The sequence below is a fragment of the Streptomyces sp. YPW6 genome (assembly GCF_018866325.1).
Lineage (GTDB): Bacteria > Actinomycetota > Actinomycetes > Streptomycetales > Streptomycetaceae > Streptomyces.
The window spans coordinates 1,637,620-1,650,091 of sequence record NZ_CP076457.1 but is presented as its reverse complement, the minus strand read 5'-3'; the positions used below and the strand labels follow the sequence as shown (position 1 = coordinate 1,650,091).

The 12,472-nt window shown below is 71.5% G+C and carries 9 protein-coding genes and 1 pseudogene; 8 read left to right on the top strand and 2 right to left on the bottom strand.

Features of this window, described 5'->3' with window-relative positions; translation table 11 throughout:
• Positions 1 to 234 precede the first annotated feature (234 nt).
• Complete coding sequence (locus KME66_RS07100; RefSeq protein WP_216320226.1) at positions 235 to 1,680, top strand: aldehyde dehydrogenase family protein; 1,446 nt, start codon at positions 235 to 237, stop codon at positions 1,678 to 1,680.
• A 209-nt stretch (positions 1,681 to 1,889) separates the two neighbouring features.
• On the opposite strand, the gene KME66_RS07095 is transcribed toward KME66_RS07100, so the two are convergent.
• A complete protein-coding gene (locus KME66_RS07095; RefSeq protein WP_216320223.1) occupies positions 1,890 to 2,180 on the bottom strand; it encodes a hypothetical protein in 291 nt (96 codons plus the stop codon).
• A 255-nt stretch (positions 2,181 to 2,435) separates the two neighbouring features.
• Between KME66_RS07095 and KME66_RS07090 the strand changes: the two are divergent.
• Positions 2,436 to 3,648, top strand: a pseudogene (locus tag KME66_RS07090) (IS110 family transposase).
• A 35-nt stretch (positions 3,649 to 3,683) separates the two neighbouring features.
• Here the strand turns inward: KME66_RS07090 and KME66_RS07085 are convergent.
• Positions 3,684 to 4,019: a lysine transporter LysE gene (locus tag KME66_RS07085; RefSeq protein WP_216320220.1), complete on the bottom strand. Its 336-nt coding sequence runs from the start codon at positions 4,017 to 4,019 to the stop codon at positions 3,684 to 3,686.
• A gap of 297 nt (positions 4,020 to 4,316) precedes the next feature.
• Here KME66_RS07085 and KME66_RS07080 point away from each other — a divergent pair, with 297 nt between their 5' ends.
• From KME66_RS07080 to KME66_RS07055, 6 genes are all read left to right on the top strand, one after another.
• Entirely contained in the window at positions 4,317 to 6,272 is a 1,956-nt protein-coding gene (locus KME66_RS07080; protein WP_216320219.1) for an acyl-CoA dehydrogenase family protein, read from the top strand.
• 502 nt (positions 6,273 to 6,774) lie between these two features.
• Positions 6,775 to 8,028 (top strand): 1-deoxy-D-xylulose-5-phosphate reductoisomerase, encoded by a 1,254-nt coding sequence (dxr, locus tag KME66_RS07075; protein WP_073213721.1) that lies wholly within the window; start codon positions 6,775 to 6,777, stop codon positions 8,026 to 8,028.
• Positions 8,025 to 9,335, top strand: coding sequence for an RIP metalloprotease (locus tag KME66_RS07070; protein WP_073213719.1), 1,311 nt, complete (start codon positions 8,025 to 8,027; stop codon positions 9,333 to 9,335). Before dxr ends, KME66_RS07070 begins: the two co-directional genes overlap by 4 nt.
• 191 nt (positions 9,336 to 9,526) lie before the next feature.
• Positions 9,527 to 10,684: a flavodoxin-dependent (E)-4-hydroxy-3-methylbut-2-enyl-diphosphate synthase gene (gene ispG, locus KME66_RS07065; protein WP_073213717.1), complete on the top strand. Its 1,158-nt coding sequence runs from the start codon at positions 9,527 to 9,529 to the stop codon at positions 10,682 to 10,684.
• A gap of 287 nt (positions 10,685 to 10,971) precedes the next feature.
• Entirely contained in the window at positions 10,972 to 11,817 is an 846-nt protein-coding gene (locus tag KME66_RS07060; RefSeq protein ID WP_073213715.1) for a GNAT family N-acetyltransferase, read from the top strand.
• Between the two features lie 46 nt (positions 11,818 to 11,863).
• On the top strand, positions 11,864 to 12,463 hold the full coding sequence (locus tag KME66_RS07055) for a GNAT family N-acetyltransferase (RefSeq protein WP_216320217.1): 600 nt from the start codon (positions 11,864 to 11,866) through the stop codon (positions 12,461 to 12,463).
• The last annotated feature ends 9 nt before the right edge of the window (positions 12,464 to 12,472 follow it).

Genomic DNA, 12,472 nt, shown 5'->3' with positions numbered 1-12,472 from the left:
CGAACGCCTAGATGTATTGACCCGCCGACCGGACGGCCGGCGCTCCACGCCCACCGCTTCCGCCAATTCGGCGCACCCGGCCCCCGCTCCGCTCCACGCCGGACAAACGCCCTGAGCGCCTCTCCGCCCTACCGTGGGACCACCGAAGGGGAGCCTTCCGGGCACCCACGACGTACGTCACCACCTCCCCGCAACGACCACCGAACTCACGACCTCCGAAGGGCCGGAACCTCCATGACTTCGCCCCACGCCTTCTGGGTGGCCGGCCGCCGGGCCACCGGTGCCGACAGCTTCGACGTCACCAACCCGTACGACGGGCGCCTCGTCGGCACCGTCAGCGTGCCGACCGATGCCCAGGTCGAGGAGGCCGTCGCCGCCGCCCACGCCGTACGCGACGAGTTCGCCGCCACCCCGGCGCACGTCCGGGCCGCAGCCCTCGACCACGTCGTACGGCGGCTGACGGAGCGCACCGAGGAGATCGCCCAGCTGATCTCGGCGGAGAACGGCAAGCCGATCAAGTGGGCCCGCGGCGAGGTCGGCCGGGCCGTGTCCGTGTTCCGGTTCGCCGCCGAGGAGGCCCGCCGGTTCAACGGCGGAGAGGCCCAGCGGCTCGACACCGACCTCGGCGGAACGGGCCGCCTCGGGCTGACCCGGCGCTTCCCGCGCGGGGCCGTCCTCGGTATCGCCCCCTTCAACTTCCCGCTGAACCTCAGCGCCCACAAGGTCGCCCCGGCCATCGCCGTCGGCGCCCCGATCATCCTGAAGCCGGCCCCGGCGACCCCGATCTCCTCGCTCGTCCTGGGAGAGCTGCTGGCCGAGACCGACCTCCCGGCCGGTTCCTGGTCCGTCCTGACGGTCCCGAACGACAAGATGCCCGCCCTGGTCCAGGACGAGCGTCTGCCGGTCATCTCCTTCACCGGCTCGGGCCCGGTCGGCTACGCGATCATGGAGTCGGTGCCCCGCAAGCACTGCACCCTGGAGCTCGGCGGCAACGGCGCGGCGGTCGTCCTCGGCGACTACGCCTCGGACGAGGACCTGGACTGGGCGGCCGGCCGGATCGCCACGTTCTCCAACTACCAGGGCGGCCAGTCCTGCATCTCCGTGCAGCGCGTGATCGCCGACGCCTCGGTCTACGACCGGCTCGTCCCGAAGATCGTCGCCGCCGTCGAGGCCCTCGTCACCGGTGACCCGGCCGACGCCGCCACCGACGTCGGCCCCCTCGTCAGCGAGGACGCCGCCCAGCGCGTCGAGTCCTGGGTCGACGAGGCCGTCCGGGCAGGCGCGGAGCTGCTCACCGGCGGCAAGCGCGACGGCGCCACCTACGCCCCGACCGTCCTCGCCGCCCTCCCCGACGACGTCACGCTCTCCTGCGAAGAGGTCTTCGGCCCGGTCATGTCGATCCAGAAGGTCGACGGCGAGGCCGAGGCGTTCGCGGCCGTCAACTCCTCCAAGTACGGACTCCAGGCGGGCGTCTTCACCCACGACATCCAGACCGCCTTCCGCGCCCACCGCGCCCTGGAGGTCGGCGGCGTGATCGTCGGGGACGTCCCCTCGTACCGGGCCGACCAGATGCCGTACGGCGGCGCCAAGCAGTCCGGCGTCGGCCGCGAGGGCGTCCGCTACGCCATGGACGACTACACCTACGAGCGCGTCCTGGTCCTCACCGGCCTCGCCCTGTAACACCCCGGACGACCCCCGCCCGCGCCCCCGCCCGGACAGCGAGCGCGAGCGGGGGTGCGCAGGAAGAACGGCCTGAGCCCACTGTGCGGGGGCTCAGGCCGTTCGCGTCCGTCCGGTCGGAGTCCGCACTCCCCACGGACGTCTTCCCCACGGACGTCTTCGCCGCGGGCGCCGTGGCCCTGCCGGCCCGGCCCGGGGAGAACGGGCCGTCAGTCGAACACCGGGAACACGGTGCTCACCGTCAGGACAAGGAGGCCGAAGACGGACACGAACCCTCCCCAGATCCGGACGAACAGCCGCTGCCCGAGGGCAGAGCGGTAGAAGCGCATCTGCGGATGTCCGACGCCCCACCGGGCGTAGCGCCGCAGAACCCTCGGATCGGCGTGGGCAGGGTTCATCAGAACCTCCACGACCCACCGGGCCGCCCCGCGGTGGTCGGCCGCCACAGCGAGGCCGGCCAGGAACAGACCGCCGCCCAGCAGCGGGGGTATCAGGGACATGCGCAGGCCTCCCGGGCGTGTGTGGAGACGCACGGTACGCGCTGCGACCCCCGTTGTGTTTTTCGCGGCTCCGCAATGGGGCTGCTGGTCTCCGGGCCCGGGGGTGTTCGTCGGAGACGCTGATCCGAGGTCCGGCCACCGTCCGGTCCGGCGCAATGCCGGACGGCTCCCGGGCGGCAGGTCTGCATAACGTGGATGCGCGAGTACGACACCCCAGGCCGAGGCCAGCACCGTCAACACCCAGGAAGGGTCACGATGTTCGAGATCGAAGACGTGGGCGTGTTCCTCGGCCTGGATGTCGGCAGGAGCAGCCATCACGGTCATGGGCTCACCCCGGGCGGGAAGAAGGTCTTCGACAAGCCGCTGCCCAACAGCGAGCCGAAGCTGCGGGCCGTGTTCGACAAGCTGACCGCGAAGTTCGGCACCGTGCTGGTGATCGTGGACCAGCCTGCCTCGATCGGCGCCCTGCCGCTGACCGTCGCCCGGGACGCGGGCTGCCAGGTCGCCTACCTGCCCGGACCGGCCATGCGCCGGATCGCCGACCTCTACCCGGGCGATGCCAAGACCGACGCCAAGGACGCCGCCGTCATCGTGGACGCCGCCCGGACGATGCCGCACACCCTGCGCTCGCTGGAACTCACCGACGAGATCACCGCCGAGCTGACCGTCCTCGTCGGCTTCGACCAGGACCTGGCCGCCGAGGCCACCCGCACCTCCAACCGGATACGCGGCCTGCTCACCCAGTTCCATCCCTCGCTGGAGCGTGTCCTGGGCCCGCGCCTGGACCACCAGGCGGTGACCTGGCTGCTGGAGCGATACGGCTCCCCGGCCGCCCTGCGCAAGGCCGGACGCCGCAGACTCGTCGAACTGATCCGCCCGAAAGCACCGCGCATGGCCGCCCGACTGATCGACGACGTCTTCGACGCCCTCGACGAACAGACCGTCACGGTCCCCGGCACTGGCACTCTCGACCTCGTCATCCCCTCCCTGGCTGCCTCGCTGGCCGCTGTCCACACCCAGCGCCGGGCGATGGAAGCCCAGATCAACAGCCTGCTGGAGGCTCACCCTCTTTCCCCGGTCCTGACGTCGATGCCCGGCGTCGGCGTCAGGACCGCCGCCGTCCTGCTGGTCACCGTCGGCGACGGCACCAGCTTCCCCACCGCCGCCCACCTCGCCTCCTACGCCGGCCTCGCCCCCACCACCAAGTCGTCCGGGACCTCCATCCACGGCGAACACGCACCCCGAGGCGGCAACCGGCAACTCAAAGGCGCCATGTTTCCTGTCCGTCTTCGCCTGCATGAACGCCGACCCGGCCTCCCGCACCTACTACGACAAGCAACGAGCACGCGGCAAGACCCACACCCAGGCCCTCCTGCGCCTCGCCCGCCAACGCGTCAGCGTCCTGTTCGCCATGCTCCGCGACGGCACCTTCTACGAGTCACGCGTTCCCGAAACAGCTACCGCATGACCGGCCTCGGACTTGCGTAGCTGAACCAAACGGCCTCACAGGCAGTCGCATCCTGTGGAGTAGAGCAGCAGGAAGAGGGCCGTCATGGCGGTCACAGTGAAACCGACAGCGGTCAGGGCTGCGAGGCCCCGACGGCGCCCCTTCGCGGGAGTACGGAAGGTCTGCCAAGCGCCGTGGGCGAGGAGGAGGCTGAGCAGCCCAGCCCCCGCGATGGTGAAGCGCGGGCTGAGGGACCAGCTCAGGTAGGCGATCAGAGCCAGGCAGCCGAGCAGGGCACAGGCGAGCAGGCTGAGGATCACCTCGGCGACGGCTTCTCCCAGCGTCTCGACCAGGAAGTCGCCGACGCCTTTCGCTGCCCTGCGGACCCCCATGACGCTCCTCCCTCTTGCGTCGATGGCCCCGAGCGGGGCCTGGTATGGAGGACCCCCGCCGAGCCGGAATGGTTGCCGGGGTGCTCAAGAGTCGCCGACTGCGGCACACGGTCACACTTGACGAAGGACATAGAGGCACCCCCCCCGCCCCGGCGGCCCACCCCGTGCGCGGGGTCTGGTGCGGGTGCCGAACCACGGGTACACGGGTTACATACGGACCAGTAAGCAGCGACTAGCAGTCCGTGCGTACCGGGCGGTTCTTCCCTCCCGGTCGCGCGCGGCGAGGTGAGGTCCCTCATGTCCGCACCACACAACACCCCTCAGGTCCCCCAGGCCCCCAAGGTCACCGAACGCGAAGCGCGCCGGGTCGCCGAAGCCGCCCGTGAGCAGGACTGGCGCAAGCCCAGCTTCGCCAAGGAGCTGTTCCTGGGGCGCTTCCGGCTCGACCTGATCCATCCCCACCCCCTGCCGCCGCCCGACGACATACGGCGTGGCGAGGAGTTCCTGGCGCGGCTGAGGGCGTTCTGCGAGACGCACATCGACAGCGCGCGGATCGAGCGGGAGGCGCGGATTCCCGACGAGGTGATCAGCGGGCTCAAGGAGCTCGGCGCGCTCGGGATGAAGATCGAGACCAAGTACGGCGGGCTCGGACTCACCCAGGTGTACTACAACAAGGCGCTCGCTCTCGTCGGCTCCGCCAGCCCCGCGATCGGCGCGCTGCTCTCCGCGCACCAGTCGATCGGTGTACCGCAGCCGCTGAAGATCTTCGGCACCCAGGAGCAGAAGGACGTCTACCTGCCCCGGCTGGCCACCACCGACATCTCCGCCTTCCTGCTGACCGAGCCGGACGTCGGCTCCGACCCCGCCCGCCTCGCCACCACCGCCGTGCCCGACGGTCCGGACTACCTCCTGGACGGTGTGAAGCTCTGGACCACCAACGGCGTCGTCGCCGATCTGCTCGTCGTCATGGCCCGGGTCCCCGCCTCCGAGGGGCACCCCGGCGGCATCACCGCGTTCGTCGTCGAGGCCGACGCCCCCGGCGTGACCGTGGAGCAGCGCAACGCCTTCATGGGCCTGCGCGGCATCGAGAACGGCGTCACCCGCTTCCACCGGGTCAGGGTGCCCGGTGCCTGCCGGATCGGGCCCGAGGGGGCCGGGCTGAAGATCGCTCTGACCACCCTCAACACCGGGCGGCTCTCGCTTCCCGCGATGTGCGTGGGCGTCGGCAAGTGGTCGCTGAAGATCGCCCGCGAATGGTCCGCCGTACGCGAGCAGTGGGGCCGGCCCGTCGCGCGGCACGAGGCGGTCGGCTCCAAGATCTCGTTCATCGCGGCCACCACCTTCGCCCTGGAGGCCATCGTCGACCTCTCCTCGCAGATGGCCGACGAGGACCGCAACGACATCCGCATCGAGGCCGCCCTCGCCAAGCTGTACGGCTCCGAGATGGGCTGGCTGATCGCCGACGAGCTCGTGCAGATCCGCGGCGGGCGCGGATTCGAGACCGCCGAGTCGCTGGCCGCCCGCGGCGAGCGGGCCGTCCCGGCCGAGCAGATGCTCCGGGACATGCGGATCAACCGGATCTTCGAGGGCTCCACCGAGATCATGCACCTGCTGATCGCCCGCGAGGCCGTCGACGCCCACCTCAAGGTCGCGGGCGACATCATCGATCCCGACAAACCGCTCTCCGCCAAGGCGAAGGCGGGCGCCGGCGCCGCCGGGTTCTACGCCCGCTGGCTGCCCAAGCTCGTCGCCGGTCCGGGGCAACTGCCGGGCACGTACGCCGAGTTCCATCCGGCCGGGCACCGAGACCTCTCCGGGCACCTCCGGTACGTCGAGCGGTGCTCGCGCAAGCTCGCCCGGTCCACCTTCTACGCCATGTCCCGCTGGCAGGGCCGGATGGAGACCAAGCAGGGCTTCCTCGGCCGGATCGTCGACATCGGCGCCGAACTCTTCGCCATGAGCGCCGCCTGCGTCCGCGCCGAGCACCTGCGCGGAGCGGGGGAGCACGGCCGCGAGGCCTACCAGCTCGCGGACGTCTTCTGCGAGCAGGCCCGCATCCGGGTCGAGGAGCTGTTCACCCGTCTGTGGTCCAACACCGACGACCTCGACCGGCGCGTGGTCGACGGCGTCCTGTCGGGGACGTACACCTGGCTGGAGGAGGGCGTCATCGACCCGAGCGGCGAAGGCCCCTGGATCGCGGACGCCGCCCCGGGCCCCTCCGTCCGGGAGAACCAGCACCGGCCGCTGCGCTAGCGACCGCCGTACGGGGTGCGCCGGGTGCGACGGCCCGCGTCCATCCACCGGCGCACCCCGCTCGGGCCCCTCCCGATTCGCCGCCGCCCTCACCGGCGGGCGGGGCCACTGTCCTCGGCGCCGACGCGCTCCGGTGCGGCCCGTGCTCCGTCGTCCGGGCCCACCGCGGCGCGCCGAAGCCGGCCGGGAGGCCACCGTCTCCGCCACCGTCGCGCTCCGGTGCGGCCCGTGCTCCGTCATCGGGGTCCGCCGCGGCGCGCCGAAGCCGGCCGGGAGGCCACCCACGGCATCCGCCGCGTCGAAATGCCCCCGTGGCCGCCGAACTGCACACACCGGGCCCCACCTGCGAAGGCCCCGGCCGCGTACGCACGGCTCCCCGCGCCTCCACGAGGGGCCCCACGGACTTCGCGCACGGCCCCGAAGGGCGCTGAACGGGGTCGCGGGCCCGGCTCACACGGGACGCGCTGTCCCCGCGCACAGCCGGAGCGGCAACAATGGGGGCATGAGCGACAGCCCCGCCCCCCTCGCCGATCCGCATCTCCTCTTCGACGCCGCGGACGGCCGCCGGGATCTCGTGATCCTCGGCTCCACCGGGTCCATCGGCACCCAGGCCATCGACCTGGTCCTGCGCAACCCCGACCGCTTCCGGGTCACGGCGCTCTCGGCCGCCGGCGGCCGGGTCGCCCTGCTGGCCGAGCAGGCCCGCCGACTGCGCGTGAACACGGTCGCGGTCGCCGCCGAGGACGCGGTCCCCGCCCTGCGCGAGGCGCTGCGGGACCAGTACGGGGCCGGGGAGCCGCTCCCCGAGATCCTCGCCGGACCCGACGCGGCCGCCACCCTCGCCGCGAGCGCCTGCCACACCGTGCTCAACGGCATCACCGGCTCCATCGGGCTCGCCCCGACCCTCGCCGCGCTGCAGGCGGGCCGCACGCTCGCCCTCGCCAACAAGGAGTCGCTGATCGTCGGCGGCCCGCTGGTGAAGGCGCTCGCCGCCCCCGGCCAGATCATCCCGGTCGACTCCGAGCACGCCGCGCTCTTCCAGGCGCTGGCCGCGGGCACCCGCGCCGACGTCCGCAAGCTCGTCGTCACCGCATCCGGCGGACCCTTCCGGGGCCGTACGCGCGAGGAGCTGGCCGACGTCACCCGCGAGCAGGCACTCGCCCACCCGACCTGGGCCATGGGACCGGTCATCACGATCAACTCCGCGACCCTGGTCAACAAGGGCCTGGAGGTCATCGAGGCACATCTCCTCTACGACATCCCGTTCGACCGGATCGAGGTGGTCGTCCACCCGCAGTCCTACGTCCACTCGATGGTGGAATTCAGCGACGGCTCCACGCTCGCCCAGGCCACCCCGCCGGACATGCGCGGCCCCATCGCCATCGGCCTCGGCTGGCCCGAGCGGGTCCCGGACGCGGCCCCCGCCTTCGACTGGTCGAAGGCCTCCACCTGGGAGTTCTTCCCCCTGGACACCGACGCCTTCCCGTCCGTCGGTCTCGCCCGGCACGTCGGCGGGCTCGGCGGCACCGCACCCGCCGTCTTCAACGCGGCCAACGAGGAATGCGTCGACGCGTTCCTGGCCGGACAGCTGCCCTTCAACGGAATCATGGATACGGTCACGGCTGTGGTGTCCGAACACGGCACCCCCGCCCCGGGAACCTCGCTCAGCGTCGCGGACGTCCTCGAAGCGGAAACGTGGGCCCGCGCGCGGGCCCGGGAACTCTCGGCGAAAGCGACAGCGGAGGCGCACGCATGAGTCTGACCTCGATCCTGCTGACGGTCCTGGGGATCGCCGTCTTCGTCGTGGGCCTGCTCTTCTCCATCGCCTGGCACGAGCTGGGCCACCTCTCCACGGCCAAGATGTTCGGCATCCGGGTCCCGCAGTACATGGTCGGCTTCGGCCCGACGCTCTGGTCGAAGAAGAAGGGCGACACGGAGTACGGCATCAAGGCCATCCCGGCCGGCGGCTACATCCGCATGATCGGGATGTTCCCGCCGGGCCCCGACGGCCGTCTCGAAGCCCGCTCCACCTCCCCGTGGCGCGGCATGATCGAGGACGCCCGCTCCGCCGCCTTCGAGGAGCTGCAGCCCGGCGACGAGAAGCGCCTCTTCTACACGCGCAAGCCGTGGAAGCGCGTCATCGTCATGTTCGCCGGTCCCTTCATGAACCTGATCCTCGCGGTCGCCATCTTCATGGGCGTCGCGATGACCTTCGGCTTCCAGACCCAGACCACCGAGGTCGGCGGTGTCCAGCAGTGCGTGATCGCGCAGAGCGAGAAGCGCGACACCTGCCGGAGCGGCGACCCCGTCTCGCCCGCCAAGGCCGCCGGGCTCCAGGAGGGTGACCGGATCGTCGCCTTCGACGGTACGAAGGTCGACGACTGGGCGACGCTCTCGGACCGCATCCGCCAGACCATCGGCCCCGCCACCATCGTCGTCGAGCGCGGTGGCGAGGAGGTCACGCTCAACGCGGTGCTGCGCGAGAACGCCGTCGCCAAGAAGGACGGCGACGGCGAGGTCGTCCCGGACGAGTTCGTCAAGGCCGGCTACCTCGGCTTCGCCGCCCGGACCGAGATCGTGCCGCTCTCCTTCGGCGACTCCGTCGTCCGCATGGGCGACATGATCGAGAACGGCGTCGACTCCATCATCGCCCTGCCCTCCAAGATCCCCGCCCTCTGGGACGCCGCCTTCAGCGACGGCGAACGGGCCGACGACTCGCCGGTCGGCGTGGTCGGCGCGGCCCGGATCGGCGGCGAGGTGATGAACCTCGACATCCCCGCGCAGAACCAGGTCGCGATGATGCTGTTCCTGCTCGCCGGGTTCAACCTCTCGCTCTTCCTGTTCAACATGCTCCCGCTGCTCCCGCTGGACGGCGGGCACATCGCGGGCGCGCTGTGGGAGTCGCTGCGGCGCAATGTGGCCAAGGTCTTCCGGCGCCCCGACCCCGGGCCGTTCGACGTGGCCCGGCTGATGCCGGTCGCCTATGTGGTCGCCGGACTCTTCATCTGCTTCACGCTGCTGGTCCTGGTGGCCGACATCGTGAACCCGGTGAAAATCAGCTGACCGTCCCACGCACCCCTTCGGCCCCCGCTGTCCCACCGGTGCCGGCCGGGCACACACGTCGTGTCCGGCCGGTCACCGATGGGTGGACATGTCGACACGGGTGCGTCCCTCCGGCCTCCGGTGCCGTAACCTCGAAGCCTGGAGCCCGCCGATCTCGGGACCTTGATCCACACCTTGGGGATGCACAGCGCATGACTGCGATTTCTCTCGGAATGCCGGCCGTTCCGACCAAGCTCGCCGACCGCAGGGTCAGCCGACAGATCCAGGTCGGCACGGTCGCGGTCGGCGGCGACGCACCCGTTTCCGTGCAGTCGATGACGACGACCCGTACGTCGGACATCGGTGCCACGCTCCAGCAGATCGCCGAGCTGACGGCGTCCGGCTGCCAGATCGTCCGCGTCGCCTGTCCCACGCAGGACGACGCCGACGCGCTCGCCACCATCGCGAAGAAGTCGCAGATCCCGGTGATCGCCGACATCCACTTCCAGCCGAAGTACGTCTTCGCCGCGATCGACGCCGGCTGCGCGGCCGTCCGGGTCAACCCGGGCAACATCAAGCAGTTCGACGACAAGGTCAAGGAGATCGCCAAGGCGGCCTCCGAGACCCGCACCCCGATCCGGATCGGCGTCAACGCCGGCTCCCTGGACGCGCGGCTCCTGAAGAAGTACGGCAAGGCCACCCCCGAGGCCCTCGTCGAGTCCGCCCTGTGGGAGGCGTCCCTCTTCGAGGAGCACGGCTTCGGCGACATCAAGATCTCGGTCAAGCACAACGACCCGGTCGTCATGGTCAACGCCTACCGCCAGCTCGCCGCCCAGAGCGACTACCCGCTCCACCTCGGCGTCACCGAGGCCGGACCGGCCTTCCAGGGCACCATCAAGTCCGCCGTCGCGTTCGGCGCCCTGCTCTCCGAGGGCATCGGCGACACCATCCGCGTCTCCCTCTCGGCCCCGCCGGCCGAGGAGGTCAAGGTCGGCCTGCAGATCCTGGAGGCGCTGAACCTCAAGCAGCGCCGCCTGGAGATCGTCTCCTGCCCGTCCTGCGGCCGCGCCCAGGTCGACGTCTACAAGCTCGCCGACCAGGTCAGTGCCGGCCTGGAGGGCATGGAGGTCCCGCTGCGCGTCGCGGTCATGGGCTGCGTCGTCAACGGCCCCGGCGAAGCCCGCGAGGCAGACCTCGGCGTCGCCTCCGGCAACGGCAAGGGCCAGATCTTCGTGAAGGGCGAGGTCATCAAGACCGTGCCCGAGTCGAAGATCGTCGAGACCCTCATCGAAGAGGCACTGAAGATCGCCGAGCAGATGGAGAAGGACGGCATCACGTCCGGCGAACCCCAGGTGTCCATCGGCGCCTGACCGGACCCCGGGCGCCCATCCGCGCCCTACCGGACCCCAGGTGTCCATCCGCGCCCTACCGGACCCCTGGCGTCCATCGGCGCCCGAGCCGCGCCCTTCCGCACCTCCGCCGCCCCGCCGGGCTCCACCGGGCTTCTCGTCACACCGCCGCCTGACGGCACGTGACGACAGGCCCGGCCCGGCGGGGCGGCGGCGTCCGCCGAGACCGTCTCCCGGACCCGAGCGGTGTTCGAGGGGTTTGTCGGTTACAGTGCGGAAATCAGCAGACCGTATGGTGAGGCCCCCTCGTGTTGACGCACACCACCACCCGGGTCCTCGAACCCAGCGACCTCGGCGCCGCACTCGCCCTCCTCGAGAGCGAGCCCGTCGCCAACGCCTTCGTGACCTCCCGCGTGCAGGTCGCGGGGCTCGACCCCTGGCGCCTCGGCGGCGAGATGTGGGGCTGGTACGCCGACGGCAGGCTCCGCTCCCTGTGCTACTCCGGCGCCAACCTCGTCCCCATCTGCGCCGGACCCGAAGCCGTCCGCGCCTTCGCCGAGCGGGCCCGCAGGGCCGGCCGCCGGTGCTCCTCCATCGTCGGCCCCGCCGAACCCACCACCCAGCTGTGGCGGCTCCTGGAACCCAGCTGGGGCCCCGCCCGCGAGGTCCGGGGCAACCAGCCCCTGATGGTCACCGAGAGCCTGCCCGCCGACATCACGCCCGATCCGCTCGTCCGCCGCATCCGCAAGGACGAGATGGAGGTCCTGATGCCGGCCTGCGTCGCGATGTTCACCGAAGAGGTCGGCGTCTCCCCGCTCGCCGGCGACGGCGGCCTCCTCTACCAGGCCCGCGTCGCCGAACTCGTCAGCACCGGCCGCTCCTTCGCCCGCATCGACGACGGCAAGGTCGTCTTCAAGGCGGAGATCGGCGCGGCCACCCCCCAGGCATGCCAGATCCAGGGCGTCTGGGTCGCCCCCGAACACCGCGGCAAGGGCCTCTCCGAAACGGGCATGGCCGCCGTCCTGCGCTACGCCCTGGCGGACGTCGCCCCCGTCGTCAGCCTGTACGTGAACGACTACAACACCCCCGCCCGCAAGGCCTACCACCGCGTCGGCTTCCGCGAGGTCGGGGCGTTCATGAGCGTCCTGTTCTGAACCGCCGCGCGTACCCGGCGCCCACCCCGGCCAGTAGGGTTCCGGCATGGCAGCCCCCGCAGAAGGCCCCCCAGCACCCGACACCGAGATCGGTCCCGTCGACCTCGCCGCCCGCGTCGACGAGGCCCTGAACGTCCAGGCGGCCGCCTTCGGACTCAGCCAGGACGAGATCGACGTACGCCGCCACATCGTCCTCAGGCACCTGGAGCACCCCCGTGCCCGGGCGCTCGGCGCCACCACTCCCGACGGGCGGCTCGTCGGCTTCGTCTACGGGCTGCCCAACGACCGCACCCAGTGGTGGTCCACCGTCGTCGAGCCCTGTCTGCGGGCCAACGGGACCGACGGCTGGCTCGACGACTCCTTCGTCATCACCGAACTCCACGTCCACCCCGACCACCAGCAGCGCGGCATCGGCCGCACCCTGATCACCACCATCACCGACGCCGTCGACCACCCCCGGTCGATCCTCTCGGCGATCGACCGGGACAGCCCGGCCCGCGCCCTGTACCGCTCGCTCGGCTACCGGGACCTGGCCCGCCAGGTGGTCTTTCCGAGCGCCCCGCTCCCGTACGCGGTCATGGGAGCGCCCCTGCCGCTGCTGCGCCCGGGCCGAATGGATTTCCGCCCGCCCGCGCCGCCCGGTTAACCTCGGGCT

Coding starts and splice junctions, on each gene's coding strand:
- KME66_RS07070 (WP_073213719.1), top strand. CDS start 8,025: ATGAGTCTGACCTCGATCCTGCTGACGGTCCTGGGGATCGCCGTCTTC.
- KME66_RS07085 (WP_216320220.1), bottom strand. CDS start 4,019: ATGGGGGTCCGCAGGGCAGCGAAAGGCGTCGGCGACTTCCTGGTCGAG.
- KME66_RS07100 (WP_216320226.1), top strand. CDS start 235: ATGACTTCGCCCCACGCCTTCTGGGTGGCCGGCCGCCGGGCCACCGGT.
- KME66_RS07080 (WP_216320219.1), top strand. CDS start 4,317: ATGTCCGCACCACACAACACCCCTCAGGTCCCCCAGGCCCCCAAGGTC.
- KME66_RS07055 (WP_216320217.1), top strand. CDS start 11,864: ATGGCAGCCCCCGCAGAAGGCCCCCCAGCACCCGACACCGAGATCGGT.
- ispG (WP_073213717.1), top strand. CDS start 9,527: ATGACTGCGATTTCTCTCGGAATGCCGGCCGTTCCGACCAAGCTCGCC.
- dxr (WP_073213721.1), top strand. CDS start 6,775: ATGAGCGACAGCCCCGCCCCCCTCGCCGATCCGCATCTCCTCTTCGAC.
- KME66_RS07095 (WP_216320223.1), bottom strand. CDS start 2,180: ATGTCCCTGATACCCCCGCTGCTGGGCGGCGGTCTGTTCCTGGCCGGC.